The organism is Pseudomonas soli (assembly GCF_021283165.2).
In the GTDB taxonomy this organism is placed as follows: Bacteria; Pseudomonadota; Gammaproteobacteria; order Pseudomonadales; family Pseudomonadaceae; genus Aquipseudomonas; species Aquipseudomonas soli.
Genome location: NZ_CP128543.1, coordinates 3618750 through 3641817, shown reverse-complemented (window position 1 = coordinate 3641817; position 23068 = coordinate 3618750). Strand labels below are relative to the sequence as shown.

The 23068-nt window shown below is 67.3% G+C and carries 12 protein-coding genes; 3 read left to right on the top strand and 9 right to left on the bottom strand.

From position 1 onward, the window contains the following. Positions 1-7: 7 nt before the first annotated feature. The 9 genes from LU688_RS16830 to LU688_RS16790 all read right to left on the bottom strand — a co-directional run bounded on the left by LU688_RS16830 (position 8) and on the right by LU688_RS16790 (position 7343). Positions 8-877, bottom strand: a complete 870-nt coding sequence (locus LU688_RS16830; RefSeq protein WP_094012603.1) for a metal ABC transporter substrate-binding protein — start codon at positions 875-877, stop codon at positions 8-10. After that, positions 874-1773 carry a metal ABC transporter permease gene (locus LU688_RS16825; RefSeq protein ID WP_023633107.1) on the bottom strand — a complete coding sequence of 300 codons (900 nt, stop codon included), beginning with the start codon at positions 1771-1773 and terminating at the stop codon, positions 874-876. Before LU688_RS16825 ends, LU688_RS16830 begins: the two co-directional genes overlap by 4 nt. After that, entirely contained in the window at positions 1773-2519 is a 747-nt protein-coding gene (locus tag LU688_RS16820) for a metal ABC transporter ATP-binding protein (protein ID WP_094012604.1), read from the bottom strand. Before LU688_RS16820 ends, LU688_RS16825 begins: the two co-directional genes overlap by 1 nt. Continuing rightward, a complete protein-coding gene (locus LU688_RS16815) occupies positions 2516-3427 on the bottom strand; it encodes a metal ABC transporter substrate-binding protein (protein ID WP_038706328.1) in 912 nt (303 codons plus the stop codon). The genes LU688_RS16820 and LU688_RS16815 overlap by 4 nt, the downstream gene beginning before the upstream one ends. Positions 3428-3437: 10 nt before the next feature. Beyond that, entirely contained in the window at positions 3438-4007 is a 570-nt protein-coding gene (locus LU688_RS16810; RefSeq protein WP_094012605.1) for a DUF6162 family protein, read from the bottom strand. Then, positions 4004-4321 (bottom strand): hypothetical protein, encoded by a 318-nt coding sequence (locus tag LU688_RS16805; RefSeq protein ID WP_028692195.1) that lies wholly within the window; start codon positions 4319-4321, stop codon positions 4004-4006. Before LU688_RS16805 ends, LU688_RS16810 begins: the two co-directional genes overlap by 4 nt. After that, positions 4318-4854 (bottom strand): PA2404 family protein, encoded by a 537-nt coding sequence (locus LU688_RS16800; RefSeq protein ID WP_094012606.1) that lies wholly within the window; start codon positions 4852-4854, stop codon positions 4318-4320. Before LU688_RS16800 ends, LU688_RS16805 begins: the two co-directional genes overlap by 4 nt. Next, a complete protein-coding gene (locus tag LU688_RS16795; RefSeq protein WP_094012607.1) occupies positions 4851-6035 on the bottom strand; it encodes a PepSY-associated TM helix domain-containing protein in 1185 nt (394 codons plus the stop codon). The genes LU688_RS16800 and LU688_RS16795 overlap by 4 nt, the downstream gene beginning before the upstream one ends. A 114-nt stretch (positions 6036-6149) precedes the next feature. Then, the gene (locus LU688_RS16790; protein WP_023630533.1) at positions 6150-7343 is read right to left on the bottom strand and encodes a PepSY-associated TM helix domain-containing protein; all 1194 of its coding nucleotides are present in this window, start codon (positions 7341-7343) and stop codon (positions 6150-6152) included. A gap of 247 nt (positions 7344-7590) precedes the next feature. Here LU688_RS16790 and LU688_RS16785 point away from each other — a divergent pair, with 247 nt between their 5' ends. The 3 genes from LU688_RS16785 (at position 7591) to LU688_RS16775 (ending at position 23064) form a co-directional block, all read left to right on the top strand. Then, a complete protein-coding gene (locus tag LU688_RS16785; RefSeq protein WP_094012608.1) occupies positions 7591-8574 on the top strand; it encodes a TauD/TfdA family dioxygenase in 984 nt (327 codons plus the stop codon). Positions 8575-8710: 136 nt separating this feature from the next. Beyond that, positions 8711-12115: a non-ribosomal peptide synthetase gene (locus LU688_RS16780; RefSeq protein ID WP_094012609.1), complete on the top strand. Its 3405-nt coding sequence runs from the start codon at positions 8711-8713 to the stop codon at positions 12113-12115. After that, on the top strand, positions 12112-23064 hold the full coding sequence (locus LU688_RS16775) for a non-ribosomal peptide synthetase (protein ID WP_289678192.1): 10953 nt from the start codon (positions 12112-12114) through the stop codon (positions 23062-23064). The genes LU688_RS16780 and LU688_RS16775 overlap by 4 nt, the downstream gene beginning before the upstream one ends. The last annotated feature ends 4 nt before the right edge of the window (positions 23065-23068 follow it).

The window sequence follows — 23068 nt, the reverse complement described above, 5'->3', positions numbered from 1 at the left end:
ATGTCGATCAGCCCTGACCGAGCGCCTTGACCACCTGCTCGACACTGGCCTTGAGCCCGGCTACGGTATCGTCCGCATCGCTCTCTACCACCAGCAGCTTGGCCCCGGTGGCGGCGATCACTTCGGCTACCTTGGCATCCGGCTGGCGATGGTGCAGCACCAGCGCCACGTCCTGCGCCTTGAGGTTGTCTCCAAGCGCCTTGAGCGCCGCTTCATCCCACTTGTCGTCGGCTGGCAGCGCCTGCTCGACCACGTCCAGGTTCAGCCCGCTGGCCAGGTAGCCCAGGCGTTCGGACAGGCTGACCACGGTCAGGTTGTCGACCTCGGCCAGGCGCGTCTGGCTGTTGGCGGTCAGCTCCAGCATCTGCCGCTTGATGTTGGCCAGGTTGGCCTGGATCTTCGCTTTGTCCGCTGGCGAGAGGCGTTCCAGGTCATTGGCCACGACATCGGCCATGCGCCCCAGGTTGGTCGGGTTGAGCCAGGGGTAGGCGGCGAAGGCTTCGTCGCCCTTGACCGCGATACCGGGCAGGGCGCCGTCCACCGGGCGCGCGGCGTCGATCTCGACGATGCGGATGTTGCTGCGCCGGGCCATGGGGTAGAGCGGGTCGTCGCGCCAGATCGAGCGCACGCCGATCACCGCGTCGGCCTGTTGCGCCAGCTTGTGCAGGCTGGCGCCGCCACGGCCGCTGAAATACGAAGGTTGGCGGCTGGCCGGCAGGTTGGCCGGGGCGGCGCGCTTGAGCTGCACCGAGGTGCCGTCGAGCAAGGCGCTGGCCAGGCTGTGGGTCACCGGCAGGGTGGTCAGTACTTCGGTGGCGCCCGCCAGCAGCGGCATGCCGCTCAGGGCCAGGGCCAGGGTGAGTTTCTTCAGGGTCATGCCGGGTTTCCTTGCAGGCGTGGGACGAGGGCGCGGGCCAGGGCGCAGAGGGCGAAGCAGATCCCGGCGACCAGGATGATCGCCGCGCCCGAGGGCACCGGCAGGTCGAAGACGATCGGCAGCAGGATGCCGAGCAACGTGCTGAGGGTGGCGATGATCACCGAGACGAAGAAGAAGCCCTTGAGCGACTGGCTGACCAGCCGCGCCGCCGCCGCCGGGATCACCAGCAGGGCGCCGACCAGGATCGCGCCGATCACCTTGACCGAGGCCACGGTGACCAGGGTCACCAGCACCACGAACAGGTAGTCGAGGGTCTTCACCGCCACCCCGCGCACCGCCGCCAGCTGCGGGTTGAAACTGGCCAGCATGATGCGGTTGTACAGCGGCAGGGCCAGGGCCAGCACCAGCACCGCGACGATGCCCAGCACCAGCAGGTCGTGGGCGCTGACGGTGAGCACCGAGCCGAACAGCACGTTTTCGAGGATGTGCACGTTGATCTTGCCGGCCAGCATCAGCAACAGGCTCGCGCCCAGGGCCAGCGACACCGAGAGGAACACGCCGATCAGGGTGTCCGGCGACAGGCCGGTGCGGTTGCGCAGGAAGTTGAGCAGGATGCCGAACAGCAGGCAGTAGCCGAACAGGCTGCCGTACGGGCCGGTGTAGGGCTCGCCAAGCAGGATGCCGATGGCCACCCCGGTGAGCGCCGCGTGGCCGACCGCCTCGGAGAAGAAGGCAAAGCGCTTGACCACCACCAGGGTGCCCAGGCCGCCGAGTACCGGGCCGATCATCAAGCCCGCCAGCAGGGCGTTGACCACGAAGCCGTAGGCCAGGGCCTCCGGCAGATAGCCAGCCGTGGCCCAGTCCTGGACCAGCTGGCGCAAGGTTTCGAAACTCATCAGGCAAGGCTCTCGCTGCGCGGGTGAACGGAGAACAGCCCGAGCAGGCGCTCGGGAGTCAAGGCCTGGGCTGGCGGGGCGTCGAACAGCACCTGGCGGCTCAGCCCGGTGACGCGGTCGGCCAGGCGCAGCACCGCTTCGAGGTCGTGCTCGATCCACAGCACGGTGGTGCCGGCCCGGCGCCAGCCGTGCAGCAGTTGCTCGAACACCTGGATACCGGCCTCGTCGAGGGCCGACATCGGCTCGTCCAGCACCAGCAGCTGCGGCTCGGGGATCAGCCCCTGGGCCAGCAGCACGCGCTGGCGCTCGCCGCCGGAGAGGGCGCCCATGCGCCGCTTGCGCTTGTCGAGCATGCCCACCCGTTGCAGCGCCGCGTCGATTTGCGGGCGCACGCGCCGCGACAGGCCGAGGAACGCCGGGCGGCGCTGGCACATGGCGGCCATGAAGTCGTCCACGGTCATCGGCAGGCCGCGGTCGAACTCCAGGGCCTGGGGCACGTAGCCGATCACCTCGCGCTCGCCGGGCCAGTGCAGGGTCAACTGGCCCTGGTGCGGCATCTGCCCGAGCAAGGTCTTGATCAGCGAGCTCTTGCCGCCGCCGTTGGGGCCGACAATGGCGTGCACGCTGCCTGGGGCGACACTGAAACGCACATTTTCGAGGATGCGCGTGCGGCCGAGGGTGAGGTCGATGCCGTCGAACTCGATGCGCGGCCCGCAGGCGCTGGTGAGGTTGGCGGCGGCGGTCATGTGCGGTTTTCCTGGATGGCCTGGACCACGGTGTCGAGGTTGCGCTTCATCTCGACCTCGTATTTTTCCTTGGTGTAGTCGCCGTAGGAAATGTGGGTGAGCGGGTAGATGCGCACGCCGGACTCGCGGTGGATGGTGTCGACATAGGCCGAGGGGAAGTCCATCTCCGAGAAGATCACCTTCACGTCCAGCGCCTTGAGCTGGTCGATGGTCTTCTTCAACTGCGCCGGGCTCGGCTCGATGCCGTGGGCAGGCTCCACCACGGCGGTGACCTCCAGGCCGAAGTCACGCACCAGGTAGTCGTAGGCGGCGTGGATGGTGGCCACGCGGAAGGTCGCGTCCGGCGCCTGGGTGACCTTGGCCAGGGCCTCGGCACGCAAGCCACGCAGGCGCTTGGCGTAGGCACGGGCATTCTGCGTATAGAACTTGGCGTTGTCGGGGTCGAGCTTGCCCAGTTCGCGGGCGATGTTGTTGACCTGGGCGATGGTCGCGCTGATCGACAGGAAGGTGTGCGGGTTGACCACCTTGCCGGCGCCGCGGGCGGCGATGCCGGTGGCTGCCAGCAGCGGCACGTTGGCGTTGGACTCGATGGTCCTGATGTCGGGCTTTTCGCTTGCGGCGATCATGCGGTCGGCGAAGTCGTCGTGGCCGACGCCGTTGAGCACGATCACGTCGAGACTGCCGATGCGCTTGATGTCCTCGGCGCGCGGCTCGTAGGCATGCGGGTTGAAACCGGCCGGGATCAGCGGCACCACTTCGGCCTTGTCGCCGACAATATTGCTCACGTAGCTGTAGTAGGGGTGCAGGGTGATGCCGATGCGCAGGGGCTTGCCGTTGTCGGCGAGGGCCAGGGCGGGCAGGGCGCAGGCCAGGAGCAGCGCCAGGGTGCGGCGGGCGAAGCGGAGCATGGGCAGGTCCTTAGTGACGGTGTTGGCGGGTGACCCCGGCGTCGTAGTGGGTGACGATCTGCTGCCAGCCGGCGGCGATCAGTGCATCGCTGTCCAGCGCGTCCGGGGGCAGGGCGGTGCTGTCGCGGCGCAGCCAGACATCAGGCTGGGCATCGCTGGCGGCTGGCAGGATCACCAGGAAGCTGCCGGCCACCTGGGCGTCCTGGCTGCGTCCCAGGTAGGCACCGTTGGCCAGCAACGACCACTGGTGGCTGCCGCGGCTCTGGCTGCTTGCGTCGCTGACGAAAGGTGGCAGACCCTCGGCGGCCAGGGCCTGGGCGTCCGGGGCGACGCCATTGTCCTCGCGCAGTGCGCGGATCTCCTCGACGGCCACCCACAGGTCGGTGTGGATGCCCTGTTCGGCGGCATTGAGGTCGCGGCGGGCGTCGAGCTGGTGGGCGGCGATGGCCTGTTCATCCTCGCGCTCGCCGCGCACGGCCACCACGCTTGCGGCCAGCACCACGATCAGCACGGCGGCCAGCAGCACGTAGAGGGTCTCGTGCCCGGCGCCGGCCGGGCGCACCACCTGGGCGCGGCTCATGGCGCACCGATGTCGGCGTGGTCGACTTCCACCACGTGGCCGGGGCCGGCGTCGAACAGCACGTAGAACTCGCCGTCGGGGCGCTTGAAGGTCAGGGTCGAGTCGTCGCCGAGCTTGCTCGCCACCAGCACCTGTTCGTCGTAGCCGATCACGTCCAGGGTCACCCCCGGAGCGCCGCTGCCGTCGGAGAAACCGCCCTTGCAGGTGATCTGCTCGCCGTGCTCGGTGCACTCGCACATGGGATTGTGCGCCAGCGCCGGGGTGGCGGCCAGGGCCAAGAGGGGCAGGGCCAGCCTGCGCATCAGCTGTTTCATTTGTTGCCTCCTTGTTTTTCAAGCCAGGCCGCGGTGGCGGGGGATGCCTTGGCCAGCGGCACCGAGGCCTGGTACATCTTGCCGTCCCAGCCTTCGATGGTGATCCAGATGTCGGCGTCGGGACGGGTGCGTGGCGGGATCGGCAGCGAGGTGCCCATGCGCGCCGGCGCGCCGAAGAAGATCGTGCCGGCGGCGCGCAGGCTGCGCGGCTTGCCGACCCGCAGGTAAATGGCCTTGGCGCCGTCGTTGCAGTTGCCGCAGGCGGCATTGAAGGCCTTGAAGTAGCCGGCCGGGCCTTCGGCACGCGGGGCTTCGTCGCGCAGCTCGGCCAGGTCCAGGGTCCAGCGCCCGACCTGGACGTCCTGGATGATGTTGGCGCCCAGGCCGCTGTCGCCGCGGAACAGGCTGGCGTCGGCGAAGTACTTGGGCATGAAGCCCAGCGGCACGAGAATCAGCAGGATGTTCAGGTGGAAGCGCCATTTCAGCCACAGCTGCTTCAGGCCGCTCGGCGGCAGGGTGTCGGTCTGGCTCAAAAGTGGGCCTCCAGGGTGATTGGGCGCGCCGGGCGTTCGCCGCGCTTGAGGGCGGCGCGGGTGGCCTGGGTGGTGCGTTTGGTCCAGATCAGCAGGCCGCTGAACACCATCAGGGTCAGCACCAGGCCGAAGAAGAACCAGATCAGCTTGATCGCCAGGCCACCGAAGTCACCTGTGTGCAGCGGGCGCATGGATTCGGTGACGAACTCCAGGGCCGAGCGGTCGCCGAGCAGGAACTGGGCGTCGACGTTGCGCGTGTAGGGGTTGACCTCGGCGGTCTGGAACATCAGCGGGTACCAGCCACGGCCGCCCATGCTGTAGTGGCTGTAGGCGGTGGCGGGCAGCGAGATGAAACTGACGTCCAGGCCCGGGACCGCCTGGGTGGCGATGCGCGCCGCTTCGTCCAGGTCGATGCGTGGCGCCGGGCTGCCATCGGGGGTTTGTGGGACCTGCTGGCGGGCGATCACCGGAGTGACGGGCTCGCTGGAAATGGTCACGTGGTTGTCGCCGAGGATCGCCTGGATCAGGAACCAGGTGCCGGTGATGGAGATCACCGCGATGAACCAGATCGACCACACGCCGGCCAGGCGGTGCAGGTCGCCCCAGAAGATCCGCCGGCCATGGCCGGTGCGCACGGGCTTGAAGAAGCCGCGCCAGAATTTCTTGTACACCACCAGCCCGGTGACCAGCGAGGCGAGCATCGGCAGCCCGAGCAGCGACACCAGGTACCAGCCCCAGCTGTAGCCGTTGGTGAAGGGCACCAGCCACCAGCCGTGCAGGGCGCGGGTGAAGGCCTCGAAGTCGAAGTCCGGGCGCTGGCCCTGGATGGCCCCGCTGTACGGGTTGACGTAGAGCAGCGCGTTGGTGCCGTCGGCGCGGGTAACCGAGGCCTGCAGGGCGAAGTGCGAACCGTCCGGCTGGCTGAAGAAACGCACCGCCAGGTCCGGTTCGGCCTTGTGCATGGCGTCGAGCACCTGCTGGTAGCTAAGGCGCTGGCTGTCGTCGTCGGGCTTGCTGGCGCGCACGTCGGCATTGGCCAGCCAGACGATTTCCTGGCTGACCACCGCGAACATGCCGGTGAAGCAGACGATCAGGACGAAGAACCAGATCGGCAGGGCAAGCCAGCTGTGCACCAGAAACCACAGCTTGGAATTGGATTTCTTTCTCGATTGTCGGGCCATCGGTCGGTCTTCTGCATAAAAAAATACGGTCGAGTCTGTGCTCAACCTGGAGGGCTGCATAAGTAAGGACGAATGAGAATCAGAAAGCTGCCAAAGCAAATGAAAGAAAATGTTTCAAGAACTGGACGTAACCTCCGTTGCAACCGGCTGCTTGGCCGTGCGCGCCTGCTTTTGGCTGCGCTTGAGCGCGTTGGCGGTGGCCAGGGCGGTACGTTTGCTCCAGATCAGCAGGCCGCTGAGCACCATCATGCTCAGCAGCAGGCCGAAGAAGAACCAGATCAGCTTGGTGGTCAGGCCGGCGAACTCGCCGGTGTGCAACGGGCGCATGGACTCGGTGACGATTTCAACCGCCTTGCGATCGCCCAGCAGGCGGCTGGCTTCCATCTTGCCGGTATAGGGGTTGATCTCGGCTTTCTGGTACACCAGTGGATACCAGCTCATGCCGCCGATGCTCAGATGGGCATAGGCGTTGCTGGGGAAGCCGACGTAGTCGACGGTGAAACCCGGAATTTCGCGCTGGGTGATCCTGACGGCCTCGTCCGGGCTGATCATCGGCGTCGGGCTGCCGTCGGCGGTTAGCGGCACCGTCTCCCTTGCCACCACCGGCACGATGGGTTGGCTGGAGATGGCGATATGGTTGTCGGCGAGCAGGGCCTTGACCAGGAACCAGGTGCCGGTGATGGAAATCACCGCGATGAACCAGATCGACCAGATGCCGCTCAGGCGGTGGAAATCGCCCCAGAAGATTCGCGCGCCCTGGTTGAAGCGCAGGGTCGGCTTGAAGAAACCTTTCCAGAAGCGTTTATAGATCACCAGGCCGGTGACCAGCGAAGCGAGCATCGGTAGTCCGAGCAGTGACACCAGGTACCAGCCCCAGCTGTAGCCATTGGTGTGCGGCACCAGCCACCAGCCGTGCAGGGCGCGGGTGAATTCCTCGAAGTTGAACTGCGGGGGAACGCCCTGGATGTGCCCGGTGTAGGGGTTGACGTAGACCCTCAGCGTGCGGCCGTCAGGGTAGGTGACATCCGACAGCATGGCGAAGTGCGACTCGCTCAGGGTCATCAGGCTGGCCACGGCGATGCCGGGCTCGTCGCGCTGCATGGCCACCAGCAACTCGTCATAGGATAACCGCCGGGCGTCATCCGAAGGCGGATTGGCGCGGGTTTCCGGATTGGCCAGCCAGACGATCTCCTTGCTGATCACCGCCAGGGTGCCGGTGACGCAGACGATGAGCACGAAGAACCAGATGGGCAGCGCCAGCCAGCTGTGCACGAGGAACCAGATTTTCGAGCGTGACTTTTTCGACATGGGGTACGCAGTGTCAATGGCGAATTCAGGGGCGGATTGCCCGGCCGTATCAGAAAGAGACGCATGAGCAGGGCAAAACCTGATGGGTCAATTGCAAGCAAGTGTTTCCAGGTTGCCCTGCCTGTTGCTGAAGGTTCCTGCGCCGGGACTAATTTGCCTGCGTCCCGAAACGTCCCCCTATCACCGGATGCGAGCGTGCCCCTGGGCCGTCGCTCCCTTTTTCTTAGGTGTGTACAGGAGGCCCGTCATGGGTGTTGCTGTGGGATTTACAGTGCGTCCGCTATTGCCGGAGCAGGGACGTTTGCCATTGCTGGTGGAGGCCGGTGACCACGACACCAGCCTGCTGGACGTGTTCGATGAGCTCAAGGCGCTGGTGGACGAGCACCTGTTACGCGATGGCGGCATCCTGTTCCGCGGTTTCCGCCTGGAGGGCGCTGAACAGTTCCGTCAGTTCGCCGCCAGTTTCGGCCATCCGCTGCTCAACTACGAATTCGGCTCCACGCCGCGCACCAACGTCACCCAGGGTGTCTACACCTCCACCGAGTATCCGGCGCACCAGCACATTCCGTTGCACAACGAGCAGGCCTACTCCCGCGACTGGCCGATGAAGATCTGGTTCTACAGCATGATCGCGGCGAAGTCCGGTGGCCAGACGCCGATTGCCGACAGTCGCGAGGTTTACCGCAAGGTGCCGGCGCACATTCGCGAGCGCTTTGTCAGCAAGGGCCTGATGTACGTGCGTAACTTCGGCAATGGCCTGGATGTGTCCTGGGAAGATGTATTCAATACCGAGGATCCGCAGGAGGTCGAAGCCTATTGCAAGGCCCACGGCATCACCTGTGAATGGAAGGACGACGGTGAACTGCGCACCCGCCAGGTATGCCAGGCGGTGGCTGAGCACCCGGTCACCGGCGACAAGGTCTGGTTCAACCAGGCGCACCTGTTCCATATTTCCAACCTGCCGCCCGAGGTGCGGGAAAGCCTGCTGGATATCGTCGACGAGGAAGACCTGCCGCGTAACGTCTACTACGGTGACGGTTCGCCCATCGAGGATGACGTGCTCGACGAGATCCGTGCGGTGCTCGAGGACTGCAAGATCAGCTTCCTCTGGCAGGAAGGCGACGTGATGATGCTCGACAACATGCTCGCCGCCCATGCCCGCGCGCCGTTCGAGGGCCCGCGCAAGGTGATCGTGGCGATGGCCGAGGGGCACTCGCTGGACCAGGCCTGACCTGTCGACGCCGGGGCTGCCGCGCAGCCCCAGGCTTTTCAGGCTCGATACCCGCTAAATCATCCCCCCTTCCATTCGTTCTTGTTGATGCGCCCGGACCTTCCGGTCGCGCCGCCGATCAGCAAGGACCCCACACATGAATGCCGCAGACGCCCAGAAACTTTCCCGCCGTTTCATCGAGTTGCCCCTGGACAAGCGTCGCTTGTTCCTCGAAGGGATGCGACGCGAGGGTATCGATTTCGCGCAGTTGCCCATGTCGTCCTGTGTCGGCCTGAGCGAGCGCGACGGCCTGTCCTACGCCCAGCTGCGCATGTGGTTCCTCTGGCAGCTGGAACCCTACAGTGCCGCCTACAACCTGCCGATGGCCGTGCGCCTGGAAGGCGAGCTGCAGGTCCAGGCGCTGGAGCGGGCCTTCACCTTGCTGGTCGGCCGCCACGAATGCCTGCGCACCACCTTCGCCCAGGACGGCGAGTGCGCCGTGCAGCGGGTGGCCGAGCCAACGCCGGTAGGCATCCAGCTGTTCGACCTAGCTGATCTGCCCGAAGCCACGCGCTGGGAGCGCGCCCACCAGCAGATGGCGGCCCAGGCCACCCAGGCCTTCGACCTCGAGCGCGGCCCGCTGTTCGGCATCGCCCTGCTGCGCCTGGCGCCCCAGGAGCATGTGCTGCTGCTGACCCTGCATCACATCATCGCCGACGGCTGGTCGATGAACGTCCTGATCGACGAATTCATGCGCAGCTACGACGCCCTGGTGGCGGGGCGCGAGCCTGCGCTGGCGGAAATCAAGGTGCACTACCGCGACTACGCGCTGTGGCAGCGCAGCTGGCTGGAGGCCGGTGAGCGCGAGCGCCAGCTGGACTACTGGCGCGAGCAACTGGGCGACGAGCACCCGTTGCTGGAGCTGCCGACCGACCGGCCTTATCCGGCCCAGCCCAGCCACCTGGGCGAGCGCCTGGAACTGGTGCTCGACGCTGGCCTGCGCGAAGATCTCAAGCAACTGGCCCAGCAGTACGGCGTGACCCTTTCCACCGTGCTGCTGGCGGTGTTCAAGACCCTGCTGCACCGCTACAGCGGGCAGGCCGACATCCGCGTCGGCGGCCTGATCGCCAACCGTAACCGCAGCGAAACCGAGGGGCTGGTCGGCTTCTTCGTCAACACCCAGGTGCTGCGCAGCCAGTTCAGCGCGCAGACGCCATTCAGCGACCTGCTGCGCAGCCTGCACCAGGCTTCGGTCGGCGCCCAGGCGCATCAGGACCTGCCGTTCGACGCGCTGATCGAGGCCTTGCAACCCCAGCGCAGCCAGAGCCACACGCCGCTGTTCCAGGTGATGTTCAACCACCAACCGCTGGTCACCGACCTCAAGGACGTGCGCCTGGACTGCGGCCTGCGCGTGGGCTACCTGAGCGCCGAGCAACTGGCCGGCAGCCGCCGCCAGCATGCGGCCACCAGTGACCTGATGCTCGATACCCGGGAGGAGGGCGAGCAGGTGTTTGCCGCCTTCACCTATGCCACCGATATCTTCGATGAAACCACCATCAGTGCCCTGGCCGGGCACTGGCGCAACCTGCTGCGCGCGGTGTGCAACGATCCGCGCCAGCGCCTGGGCGAGCTGCCGATGCTGGCCGAGGCCGAACGCCAGGCGTTGCTGTGCCCGGTGGCCGATGTGGCGCCGTGGGAGCCGGTGCAGCGCCTGTTCGAAACCCAGGCCGCGCGCAGCGGCGAGGCGCTGGCGCTGATCCTGGCCAATGGCGCCGAGGCGCCGTCGATGCGCTATGCCGAGCTCAACGCCCGGAGTAATCGCCTGGCCCATTACCTGCGCCGCCAGGGCGTTGGCCCCGACAGCCTGGTTGGCGTGGCCCTGGATCGTTCGCTGGACCTGGCCGTGGCCCTGCTGGCCGTGCTCAAGGCCGGTGGCGCCTATGTGCCGCTGGACCTACAGGCACCGACCGAGCGCCTCGGCCATGTGCTCGAGGACAGCGGCCTGCAGTGGCTGTTAACCACTTCCGTGCAGCTGCCTGGCCTGCCGGCGCGGGAGGCAGTGCGCTGCCTGTGCCTGGACCAGCTGAAACTGGAAGACGAGCCTGCCTCTGACCTGCCGCTGACCGTCGTGCCCGACAACCTGGCCTATGTGATCTACACCTCAGGCTCCACCGGCCGGCCCAAGGGCGTGGCGATTAGCCACGGCGCCCTGAGCGAGTTCATTGCCCGCGCCATCGACTACAGCGACCTGCGCGAAGGCGACCGGGTGCTGCAGTTTGCTACCAGCAGCTTCGATGGTTTCGTCGAGCAGTTCTTCCCGCCGCTGTGCCATGGCGCTTGCGTGGTGCTGCGCGATACCCGCCTGTGGGACAGCGCCGCCCTGCACGAAGTGCTGATCGAGCACGGTGTGACCCTCGCCGACCTGCCGGCCGCCTACTGGTACTGGCTGGTGCAGGACTTCGCCGCGCGTCCGCCGGCCAGCTACGGCGCGCTGCGCCAGATCCACGTCGGTGGCGAGGCGATGGCGGTGGACGGGCTGCGCCTGTGGCAACTGGCCGGGCTCGGCCATGTGCGCCTGCTCAACACCTATGGCCCGACCGAGGCCACGGTGGTCTCGACCATTCACGACTGCACCGGGCTTGGCCATGAGGCAGTGTCCTGGCGTGGCATCCCCATTGGCCAGGGCCTGGCGCAGCGTCGCCTGTATATCCTCGACGATGACCTCGAACTGCTGCCCCAGGGCGCGGTGGGCGAGCTCTACATCGGCGGCCCGGGCCTGGCCCGCGGCTACCACGGCCAGCCATCACTGACTGCCCAGCGCTTCGTCGCCGATCCGTTCGCCAGGGGCGAACGCCTGTACCGCACCGGCGACCGCGCGCGCCTGGGCGCCGATGGCGCCATCGAATACATCGGCCGCGTCGATCACCAGGTCAAGGTGCGCGGTTTCCGCATCGAGCTCGGCGAGATCGAGGCGCGCCTGCAGCAGTGCCCGGGGGTTCGCGAAGCGGTGGTGCTGGCCCTGCCGATGACTGGCGGCCTGCAACTGGTGGCCTACGTGGTGCCTGACGCCCCCGAACAGGACGCTGCCGAGCAGACGCGCTTGCGCCAGCAGGTGCGCAGCCTGCTCAAGGCCCGCCTGCCCGAGTACATGGTGCCCGGCCACCTGCTGCTGTTGCCGCGCCTGCCCCTCACGCCCAGCGGCAAGCTCGACCGCAAGGCCCTGCCAGCACCGGACCCGAGTGCGTTGCAGGCCGAGTACCGGGCGCCGCAGAGCGCGGTCGAGCAACAACTGGCGCAGATCTGGATGGACGTGCTGAACGTGCCGAAGGTCGGCCTGGACGATCACTTCTTCGAACTCGGCGGGCACTCGTTGCTGGCTGCCCAGGTGCTGGCGCGGATCAAGGACCAGCTGGGCCTGGTGCTGCCATTGCGCAGCCTGTTCGAACAACCGGCGCTGGGTGACCTGGCCGCCGAGCTGGCCCGGCTGCAGGGCGGCGATACGGATGACGACTGGTCGGATATGGACGCGTTCCTGGGTTCCTTGGAAGGGGTTGAGGCATGAGTGGCAACATGGCGGTACGCATTGCGAAACGGTTCGTCAGCCTGCCCCTGGAGCAGCGCCGGCAGTTCCTCGCCAAGCTGCGTGAGGACGGCAAGGACTTCAGCCTGTTGCCGGTGGTCGAGTCGCGGCACGACTTCGCCAGCATCCCCTTGTCCTTCGCCCAGCAGCGCCTGCTGTTCCTCTGGCAGCTGGAGCCGCACAGCGCGGCCTACAACATGGCTGCTGGCCTGCGCCTGAACGGTCGGCTCGACGTGTCGGCGCTGCAGCGCTCATTCGACTACCTGGCGATGCGCCACGAGGCGCTGCGCACGGTGTTCCAGGTCGAGGGCGAACAGCCGCGCCAGGTGATCCTCGATCATCTGGCCGTGCCCCTGGAACAGGTCGACCTCACCGCCATCGCCACTGACCAGCGTGAGGCCGAGCTGGCCACGCGAGTGCGCGAGGCCAGTCACCAGCCGTTCGACCTGCTGCACGGCCCGCTGCTGCGCGCCACCCTGTACCGGCTGGCGGCCGAGGACTATGTGCTGCTGGTGTGCATGCACCACATCGTCTCCGACGGCTGGTCGATGGACGTGATGGTCAAGGAGTTCGTGCACAGCTACCAGGCGTTCACCCAGGGCCAGGCGCCGCGGTTGCCGGCGCTGGCGGTGCAGTACGCCGACTACGCCATCTGGCAGCGCAGCTGGCTGGAGGCCGGCGAGGGCGCGCGCCAGCTCGACTACTGGCGTCAGCAGTTGGGCGATGAGCAACCGCTGCTGGAGGTCGCCGCGGACTACCCGCGTCCACTGACCCAGAGCTTCGACGGCCAGACCCTGGGCTTCGACTTCGGCGTCGAGCTGTCCCGACGCCTGGGCGGCTACGCCCGCGCCCAGGGCATGACCCTGTTCATGCTGGTGCTGACCGGTTTCTCGCTGTTTCTGTCACGCCAGGCCGGGCAGCGCGATATCCGCATCGGCGTGCCCAACGCTAACCGCGGCCGTGCCGAGGTCGAGGGGCTGATCGGCTTCTTCGTCAACACCCAGGTGCTGCGCTGCCAGGTGGACGAACGCCTGAGCTTCGATGACCTGCTGGCCCAGGTGCGCGAAGCGGTGCTCGGCGCCCAGGCGCACCAGGAGCTGCCGTTCGAGCAACTGGTGGACGCGCTGGTGCCGGAGCGCAACCTCGGCCACAACCCGCTGTTCCAGGTCAAGTTCAACCAGAACGTCGGCATGCAGCGCCAGCGCTCGCTGGCCTTGCCGGGCCTGAGTGTCGCCGAGTACTCGCTGGACAAGGTCGGCACCCACTTCGACCTGGCGTTGGACATCACCGACGACGGTCAGCTGATCCATGGCGAAATGACCTTCGCCAGCGACCTTTACCAGCGTTCGACCGTCGAAGCCTTCATTCCGGCCTTCATCGAGCTGCTGGGCCAGCTGCTCGACGCTCCGCAACTGCCGCTGCACCGCCTGGCCGCGCCGCTGCGCAGCGAGCAGGCGCCGCAGCGTGAAGTGCCGGCGCTGGTGCTGGAACAGTGGCAGCAGCAGGTGTACCGGCAGCCCGAGGCGCTTGCCGCTTGCAGCCTGGAGCACAGCCTGAGTTTCGCCGCTCTGGACCAGGCCGCCAACCGCCTGGCCCATCACCTGCAACAGCAGGGTGTGGTCAGCGGCCAACCGGTTGCGGTGCTAATGGAGCGTTCGCTGGACTGGCTGACCTGCATGCTCGGTATCCTCAAGGCTGGCGCCGTGTACATGCCGCTGGACACCAAGGCGCCTGAAACGCGCCTGCGGCAGATGCTCGACGCCGCGCAAGCCAAGGTGCTGCTGTGCGCCGCCGACGATGCACGACTGACCAGCCTGGCCGCCGCCGATCGCCTGACCTTGGCGTATGTCCCCGAACAATGGCAGGACCTGCCGGCCAAGGCGCCGGCGCTCACGTTGTGGGCCGAATCGCCGGCCTACGTGATCCACACCTCCGGCTCCACCGGCCAGCCCAAGGGCGTGCTGGTCAGCCATGGCGCCCTGGCCAGCTACGTCGCCGGCCTGCTCGAACGCCTGGCGCTTGCGCCGGGGGCGAGCATGGCGCTGGTCTCGACCATCGCCGCCGACCTCGGCCACACCGTGCTGTTCGGTGCCCTGTGTGCCGGGCGCCTGCTGCATGTACTGCCCGAGGCGCTGGGCTTCGACCCGGACGCCTTCGCCCGCTACATGGCCGAACACCAGGTCGGCGTGCTGAAGATCGTCCCCGGCCACCTGGCGGCGTTGCTGCAAGCCGGCAACCCCGTCGATGTGCTGCCCCGGCATGCGCTGATCGTCGGTGGCGAGGCCTGCACGCCAGCCCTGGTGGAGCAGGTACGCCGGCTCAAGCCGGGCTGCCGCCTGATCAACCACTATGGCCCGAGCGAGACCACGGTCGGCGTGCTGACCCATGAAGTGGCCGCGCTCGCCGAGGGCGCCCGCGCCGTGCCGGTGGGCGAGCCCTTGCGGGGCGCCCATGTGCTGTTGCTCGACGATGTGCTCAATCCGGTGGCCGACCAGGTCGCCGGTGAGCTGTACATCGGTGGCGCCAGCGTGGCCCAGGGTTACCTGGGCCAGCCGGGCCTGACCGCCGAACGCTTCCTGCCGGACCCGACGCGGTTGGGCCAGCGCCTGTACCGCAGCGGCGATCGGGTGCGGCGCAATCGTTCGGGCCAAGTGGAATTCATCGGCCGCGCCGACGACCAGGTCAAGGTGCGCGGTTATCGCGTCGAGCCGGCCGAGGTGGCGCGGGTGCTGCGGGGGCTGGACGGGGTCGCCGAAGCGGTGGTCCTGGCGCAGCCGGTGGAAGGCGACGAAAGCCGTCTGCAACTGGTCGGTTGGTGCGTGGGGCAGGGGCTGCAGGGTGAAGCCTTGCGCCAGCAACTGCAGTATCGGCTGCCGGACTACATGGTGCCGGCGCAGGTTCTGGTCCTTGACCGCCTGCCGCTGACCGCCAACGGCAAGCTGGACAAGCGCGCCTTGCCGGCGCCGGGTGTTGCCCGGCGTCAGTACACGGCGCCGGTCGGCGAGATCGAAGAGACCCTGGCCGCGATCTGGGCCGAGGTGCTCAAGCTCGACCAGGTCGGCAGCACCGACAACTTCTTCGAGCTGGGCGGCGACTCGATTCTCAGCCTGCAGATCATCGCCCGGGCCAAGCGCCAGGGCATCAAGCTCAGCCCCAAGCAACTGTTCGAGAAGCAGACCATCGGCCAGCTGGCGGCGGTGGCCAAGCGCATCGAGAAAAAGGCGGTGGCGGCCGAGCAGGTCAGTGGTTCCATGCCATTGCTGCCGATCCAGGCACGTTTCTTCGAAACCGCTATCCCCGAGCGTCAACACTGGAACCAGGCCCTGCTGCTCAAGCCGACCCAGGCCCTTGGCGCTGACCACCTGCAAGGCGCATTGCAGGCGCTGGTCGCTCAGCACGACGCCTTGCGCCTGCGCTTCGCCCAGGGCGAGGCCTGGCAGGCCGAATTCCAGCCTGCCAAGGCCGACGATATTCTGTGGGTTCGTCAACTGAGTGACCTGGCCGAGCTGCCGGTGTTGGCCGAGCAGGCCCAGCGCAGCCTCGACCTGGCCCAGGGGCCGCTGCTGCGGGCGTTGCTGGTAGAACTGCCTGAAGGCCAGCAGCGCTTGCTGCTGGTGATCCACCACCTGGTGGTCGACGGCGTGTCCTGGCGGGTACTGCTGGAAGACCTGCAACTGGCCTACACGGCCCTGGCCGCCGGCAAGGCGGTGACACTGGCAGCCAAGAGCAGCTCGCTCAAGGCCTGGGCCGAGCGCCTTGGCGCCTATGCCCGCAGCCCGGAGCTGCTGGCCGAGGCCGACCACTGGCTGCGCGATTTTGAAGCCGCTGGCGGCGAGTTGCCCCGCGATAACCCGACGGGCGCCCAGACCAATCGTTATGTCGCCCATGCCTCGTCACGCCTGGACGCCACGCTGACCCGCAAACTACTGCAAGTGGCGCCCGCCGCCTACCGCACCCAGGTCAACGACCTGCTGCTGGCGGCCCTGGCGCGGGTGCTGTGCGACTGGACCCGAGAGGATTCGGTACTGGTCCAGCTCGAAGGCCACGGCCGTGAAGACCTGTTCCCGGAACTGGACCTCAGCCGCACCCTCGGCTGGTTCAGCAGCCTGTTCCCGGTACACCTGACGCCGGCCCAAGGGCTTGGCGCGGGGCTGTGCGCAATCAAGGAACAACTGCGAGCGGTGCCGAACAAAGGCATCGGCTATGGCGTGCTGCGCTATCTCGGCGAGCCTGACCTGCGCGAGCGCCTGCAGGCGCTGCCACGGCCACGGGTGACCTTCAACTACCTCGGCCAGTTCGACGGCAGCTTCGCCCAGGCCGAGGGCGCCTTGTTCACTCCGGCCAGCGAGGCCAGCGGCGCCACCCAGGACCTGGACAGCCCGCTGGGCAACTGGCTCGGCATCAACGGCCAGGTCTACCAGGGCGAGCTGGAGCTGGACTGGAGCTTCAGCCGCGAGGTCTTCCATCCAGGGACCATCGAGGCCCTGGCGCGCCGCTACGAGCAGGTGCTGGCCGAGCTGGTTGAGCATTGCGCCCAGGCGCCGCACCAGGGCGTCACGCCATCGGACTTCCCACTGGCCGAGCTGACCCAGGCGCAACTGGACAGCTTGCCGCTGGCTGCGGGGGACATCGAAGACCTCTATCCGCTGTCGCCGATGCAGCAGGGCATGCTGTTCCATAGCCTCTACGAGCAGGACGCGGGCAACTACATCAACCAACTGCGCGTGAACGTGCAGGGGCTGGATGTGGCACGCTTCCGCGCGGCCTGGCAGGCGGTGGTGGACAATCACGAAGTGCTGCGCAGCTGCTTCCCGCAGGACCTGCCGTTGCCTGTGCAGGTGGTGCGGCGCCAGGTGCAGGTGCCGTTCGTCGAACTCGGCCAGGCCCAGGACCTGGACGCCGTGGCCCAGGCCGAGCGCCAGGCCGGCTTCGACCTGGCCAGCGGCCCGCTGCTGCGCCTGACACTGATCCGCACGGCTGACGGCGGCCATCACCTGATCTACACCAGCCACCATATCCTGATGGACGGCTGGAGCAACTCGCGCCTGCTCGGCGAGGTGCTGCAGCGTTACAGCGGCGTCGCCCCGAGCGCCAGGACCAGCCGCTACCGCGACTATATCCAGTGGCTGCAAGGCCAGGACCAGCAGGCCAGCGAAACCTTCTGGCGCGCCCAGGTGGCCGAGCTGGACGAGCCAACGCGACTGGTACAGGCGTTCAAGTCCTCGGCCCAGGGGCGAGGCCATGGCAGCCTGGCGCTGCGCTTCGAACCGCAACAGACCCAGCAATTGGCGGACTTCGCCCGGGAACAGCGGGTCACCCTCAACACCCTGGTCCAGGCCGCGTGGCTGTTGCTGTTGCAACGCTACACCGGCCAGGCCAGCGTGGCCTTCGGCGCCACCGTGGCCGGCCGTCCGGCGGAGCTCGCGGGCGTCGAGGAGCAGCTGGGGCTGTTCATCAACACCTTGCCGGTGGTCGCCAGCCCACGCCCGGAACAGACCGTGGGCGACTGGGTGCAGCAGGTGCAGGCGCTGAACCTGGCCTTGCGCGAGCACGAGCACACGCCGTTGTACGAGATCCAGCGCTGGGCCGGCTGGAGTGGCGAGGCGCTGTTCGACAACATTCTGGTATTCGAGAACTACCCGGTCGCCGAGGCGCTGCAACAGGGCGCGCCGCAAGGCCTGCAGTTCGGCGAGGTGCAGAACCAGGAACAGACGAACTACCCGCTGACCCTGGTGGTGCAGGTGGGCGAGCGCCTGGAGGCGAGCTTCAGTTTCGATCGCCAGTGCTTCAGCGAGCTGGCCATCGACCAGCTGGCGGGGCACTTCCGGCACCTGCTCGCGCAGTTGGCGGCTGATGGTCAGCGTGCCCTGGGTGCGCTCAGCCTGCCGGTGGAAGACCAGCAGGTGGTTGCCAGCTATCCAAGTACGGCTTGCACCCAGGAACTGATCGAAGCGCAGGCGGCGCGCACGCCTGAAGCGATCGCCGTGACTTTCGCCGGGCAGGCGTTGAGCTATGACCAGCTCAACCGCCGTGCCAACCGCCTGGCGCACAAGCTGCGCGCACAGGGCGTGGGGCCGGATGTGCTGGTGGGCATCGCGGTGGAGCGTGGTTTCGAGATGATTGTCGGCCTGCTGGCGATCCTCAAGGCCGGGGGCGCCTATGTGCCGCTGGATCCGGAGTACCCGCAGGATCGCCTGAGCTACATGATGGAAGACAGCGGCATTCAGTTGCTGCTGACTCAAGGCCATCTGCTGGCCGGGCTGCCGGTGCCGGCGCACGTGCGCAGCCTGTCTCTCGAAGATGATCTGACCGACTATAGCGACGAAAACCCCGAGCACCTGACCCAGCCGGACAACCTGGCCTATGTGATCTACACCTCGGGCTCGACCGGCAAGCCAAAAGGCACCTTGCTGCCACACCACAACCTGCTGCGCCTGTTCAAGGCCACCGATGCCTGGTTCGGCTTCGGCCCGCAGGATGTGTGGACACTGTTCCACTCGTACGCCTTCGACTTCTCGGTGTGGGAGATCTTCGGTGCGCTGCTGCACGGCGGCCGTCTTGTCATCGTCCCGCGGGAAGTAACCCGTTCGCCGGAAGACTTCCACCAGTTGCTGGTGGAGCAGGGTGTGACCGTGCTGAACCAGACCCCGTCGGCGTTCAAGCCGCTGATGCGCGTGGCTTGTGACAGCACTGCCGACCTTGCGTTGCGCTACGTGATCTTCGGTGGCGAAGCCCTGGATGTGGCCGCTTTGCAGCCGTGGTTCGAGCGCTTCGGCGAAGAGTGCGACAACCTGATCAATATGTACGGCATCACCGAGACCACGGTGCACGTGACCTACCGGCCGATCCGCTTTGCCGACACGCAACAGGCGGGCAGCCCGATCGGCGCGGCAATTCCGGACCTGTCGATGTATGTGCTGGACGCTGACTTCAATCCGGTGGCCAAGGGCTGCACGGGCGAGCTGCATGTCGGCCACGCCGGCTTGGCACGGGGTTATCACAACCGCGCCTCGCTGACCGCCGAACGCTTCGTGCCGGACCCGTTCTCCAGCGAGGGCGGACGCCTGTACCGCACCGGCGACCTGGCGCGTTACCGCGAGCAGGGCGTGATCGAGTACGTGGGGCGGATCGACCACCAGGTGAAGATCCGCGGTTTCCGTATCGAACTGGGCGAGATCGAAGCGCGCCTGCAAGAGCATGCGGCGGTGCGCGAAGTGCTGGTGCTGGATATCGACGGGGCAGGGGGCAAGCAACTGGCGGCCTACCTGATCGCTCAAGATCCAGCTGCCGATCACGCAACCCTGCGCGACACGCTGAAACAGCACCTCAAAGCCAACCTGCCGGACTACATGGTGCCGACGCACTTCCTGGTCTTGGACCAGTGGCCACTGACCGCCAACGGCAAGCTGGACCGCAAGGCGTTGCCGAAGCCGGACGCCAGCCAGCTGCAACAGGGCTACGTGGCCCCGCGCACGGCGCTGGAGCAGCAACTGGCGGCGATCTGGGCGGAGGTGCTCAAGGTCGAGCAAGTGGGCCTGCACGACAACTTCTTCGAACTCGGCGGCCACTCGTTGCTGGCCACCCAGGTGACCTCGCGGATCCGCCAGCGCCTGAATGTGGAAGTCCCGCTGCGCAGCCTGTTCGAATCCGCCGACCTGCAAGCCTTCGCCCAGACCACCGGCCAAGGTGCGGCCAGCCAGGCACCGGCGTTCAGCGTCGTGGATCGCAACCAGCCGTTGGCCTTGTCCTACGCCCAGCAACGCCAGTGGTTCCTCTGGCAGCTGGAACCGGCCAGCGCTGCCTACAACATCCCTTCGGCCCTGCGCCTGCAAGGCGAGCTGGATATCGAGGCGCTGCGCAGCAGCTTCGCCGCGCTGATCGCCCGTCACGAAACCCTGCGTACTACCTTCCGCCAGCAGGGCGACAGTGCCGAGCAGGTGGTACATGCGCGGCTGGAAACGCCGCTGGACATCACCACGGCGGCCCTGGACCAAGCCGGCGTGCAGGCCTGGGTCGAGAAGCAGGTACGCCAGCCGTTCGACCTGGAACACGGCCCGCTGCTGCGCGCCGGCCTGCTGCGCCTGGCCGCCGACGAGCATGTGCTGGTACTGGTCCTGCACCATATCGTTGCCGACGGCTGGTCGATGCCGATCCTGGTCGACGAACTGGTGCGCGGCTATGAAAGCCATCTGCACGGTCAGGCCCCGCAACTGCCGGCGCTGGCCTTCCAGTACGCCGACTACGCGGCCTGGCAGCGCCAGTGGATGGAAGCCGGTGAGCAACAGCGTCAGCTCGACTACTGGCAGGCGCGCCTGGGCAGCACACAGCCGATCCTCGAGCTGGCCACCGATCGCCCGCGCCCTGTGGTGCAGCAGTATGAGGGCGCGCGCCTGCCGGTGGACCTCGAGCCAAGCCTGGTTGCCCAGCTCAAGACGCTCGCCGGGCAGCATGACGTGACCCTGTTCATGCTCCTGCTGGCCTCGTTCCAGGCCTTGCTGCATCGCCACAGCGGCCAGTCGGACATCCGTGTCGGCGTGCCGGTGGCCAACCGCACCCGGGCCGAGACCGAAGGCCTGATCGGCTTCTTCGTCAACACCCAGGTGCTGGATGCGCGCTTCGAACCGCAGATTCGTTTCGACGAGCTGCTGCAACAGGTCAAGCACACCGCCCTGGGCGCCCAGGCGCACCAGGAGCTGCCCTTCGAGCAACTGGTCGAAGCCCTGCAGCCCGAGCGCAGCCTGAGCCACAGCCCGCTGTTCCAGGTGATGTTCAACCACCAGACCCAGGTGCTGGGTGAATCCCGCGTACTTGCGGGCCTCAGCCTGCAGGGGCTGGTTTCGGACAAGCAGACCGCACAGTTCGACCTGACCCTGGACACCGCCGAACACGAAGGCGGCCTGAGCGCGACCCTGACCTACGCCACCAGCCTGTTCGAGCCGGCGACCGTGGCGCGCATGGCCGAGCACTGGCGCAACCTGTTGCAGGGCATCTGCCAGGACGCCGGGCTGCGCGTCGCCGAACTGCCGCTGCTGAGCCGCGAGGAGCGCGAGCGCACCCTGTACGCCTGGAACGACAGCGCCGCCGACTACCCGCGCGGGCAGACCGTCCAGCAGCTGATCGAGGCACAGGCTGCCCGCGCGCCGCAGGCCGTCGCCGCGGTGCTGGGCGAGGAGTCGCTGAGCTACGCGCAACTGAACCAGCGCGCCAACGCCTTGGCCCACCACCTGCGCAGCCTGGGCGTCGGCCCCGATGTGCTGGTGGGGATCGCGGTGGAGCGCAGCCTGGACATGCTCGTCGGCCTGCTGGCGGTGCTCAAGGCCGGCGGCGCCTACGTGCCGCTGGATCCGCAGTTCCCCGAGGATCGCCTGGCCTACATGATGGAAGACAGCGGCATCGCGCTGCTGCTGACCCAGTCCAGCCTGGTGCAACGCCTGCCGATCCCGCCGCAGGTGCGCAGCCTGTGCCTCGACCAGGCGCTGCCGGGCGAATACGGCGAGGACAATCCGCGCCCGCTGGCACAGCCGGAAAACCTTGCCTATGTGATCTACACCTCCGGTTCCACCGGCAAGCCCAAGGGCGTGACCATCCGCCACGATGCGCTGGTCAACTTCCTCTGCAGCATGGCGCGCCAGCCGGGTATCGATGCTCATGACAAGGTGCTGTCGCTGACCTCGCTGTCGTTCGATATCGCCGGCCTCGAGCTGTACCTGCCGTTGCTGCGCGGTGCCTGCGTGGTGCTGCTGGGCGAGCAGGTGAACAAGGACCCGCAGGCGTTGCTGGCGGTGATCCAGGCCCAGGCGGTCAGCGTCGTCCAGGCCACCCCGTCGACCTGGCGCATGCTGCTGGACGCCGCGGCGCCCGGAGCCTTCGCCGGCAAGAAGGTACTGTGCGGCGGCGAGGCGCTGAGCGCCGAGCTGGCCCAACGCCTGATCGCCCAGGCCGGGCATGTGTGGAACGTCTACGGCCCGACCGAGACCACCATCTGGTCGGCCTGCCATTACCTGACCGACAGCGACGACGTGTGGCTGGGGCGGCCATTGGCCAACACCCGCCTGCACGTGGTCAGCGACGAGCTCGACGTGCTGCCGCAAGGCGCGCGTGGCGAGTTGCTGATCGGCGGCGACGGCCTGGCGCGGGGCTACCACAACCGCCCGAGCCTGACCGCCGAGCGTTTCGTGCCGGACCCGTTCGCCAGCGAGCCGGGCGCGCGCCTGTATCGCACCGGCGACCTGACCCGCTACCGTGAGGACGGGGCGGTCGAGTACGTCGGGCGCCTGGACCACCAGGTGAAGATCCGTGGCTTCCGTATCGAGCTGGGCGAGATCGAGGAGCGCCTGCTGTTGCATCCGGCGATCCGCGAGGCCGCGGTGATCGATATCGATGGCCCGGTCGGCAAGCAATTGGCGGCCTACCTGGTGCTGCACGATGCGCAGCAAAGCGTGGAAGCGCTGCGCGGCGAGCTGCGTGCACACCTTAAGGCCGGCCTGCCGGACTACATGGTGCCGAGCCATCTGGTCGGCCTGGCGCGCATGCCGCAGACCCCCAACGGCAAGCTCGACCGCAAGGCCCTGCCGCTGCCGGATGCCAGCCAGCTGCAGGCAACCCACGTGGCACCGGTCACGGAGCTGGAGCGCAAGCTGGCGGCGATCTGGGCCGAGGTGCTGCAGGTCGAGCGGGTGGGCCTGCAGGACAACTTCTTCGACCTCGGCGGGCACTCGCTGCTGATCGTCCAGGTGATCGGCCGGGTGCGCGAGCAACTGGGCGTCGACCTGAGTCTCAACGAGCTGTTCGAGCAGGCCACGCTGGCCGACTTCAGCCAGGTGGTGGAGCGCAAGTCGGGGCAGGTCGCCAACGCCCATGACGAGCTGACTAAATCCTTGGAGGCCTTGAAACGTCTTACTGCACAGGAAATAGATAATCTGATCGCTTAGCGGG

Bases quoted from the DNA above. Each gene is read 5' to 3' on its own strand.
- LU688_RS16830 (WP_094012603.1), bottom strand. From the start codon at position 877: ATGACCCTGAAGAAACTCACCCTGGCCCTGGCCCTGAGCGGCATGCCG.
- LU688_RS16825 (WP_023633107.1), bottom strand. From the start codon at position 1,773: ATGAGTTTCGAAACCTTGCGCCAGCTGGTCCAGGACTGGGCCACGGCT.
- LU688_RS16820 (WP_094012604.1), bottom strand. From the start codon at position 2,519: ATGACCGCCGCCGCCAACCTCACCAGCGCCTGCGGGCCGCGCATCGAG.
- LU688_RS16815 (WP_038706328.1), bottom strand. From the start codon at position 3,427: ATGCTCCGCTTCGCCCGCCGCACCCTGGCGCTGCTCCTGGCCTGCGCC.
- LU688_RS16810 (WP_094012605.1), bottom strand. From the start codon at position 4,007: ATGAGCCGCGCCCAGGTGGTGCGCCCGGCCGGCGCCGGGCACGAGACC.
- LU688_RS16805 (WP_028692195.1), bottom strand. From the start codon at position 4,321: ATGAAACAGCTGATGCGCAGGCTGGCCCTGCCCCTCTTGGCCCTGGCC.
- LU688_RS16795 (WP_094012607.1), bottom strand. From the start codon at position 6,035: ATGGCCCGACAATCGAGAAAGAAATCCAATTCCAAGCTGTGGTTTCTG.
- LU688_RS16790 (WP_023630533.1), bottom strand. From the start codon at position 7,343: ATGTCGAAAAAGTCACGCTCGAAAATCTGGTTCCTCGTGCACAGCTGG.
- LU688_RS16785 (WP_094012608.1), top strand. From the start codon at position 7,591: ATGGGTGTTGCTGTGGGATTTACAGTGCGTCCGCTATTGCCGGAGCAG.
- LU688_RS16780 (WP_094012609.1), top strand. From the start codon at position 8,711: ATGAATGCCGCAGACGCCCAGAAACTTTCCCGCCGTTTCATCGAGTTG.
- LU688_RS16775 (WP_289678192.1), top strand. From the start codon at position 12,112: ATGAGTGGCAACATGGCGGTACGCATTGCGAAACGGTTCGTCAGCCTG.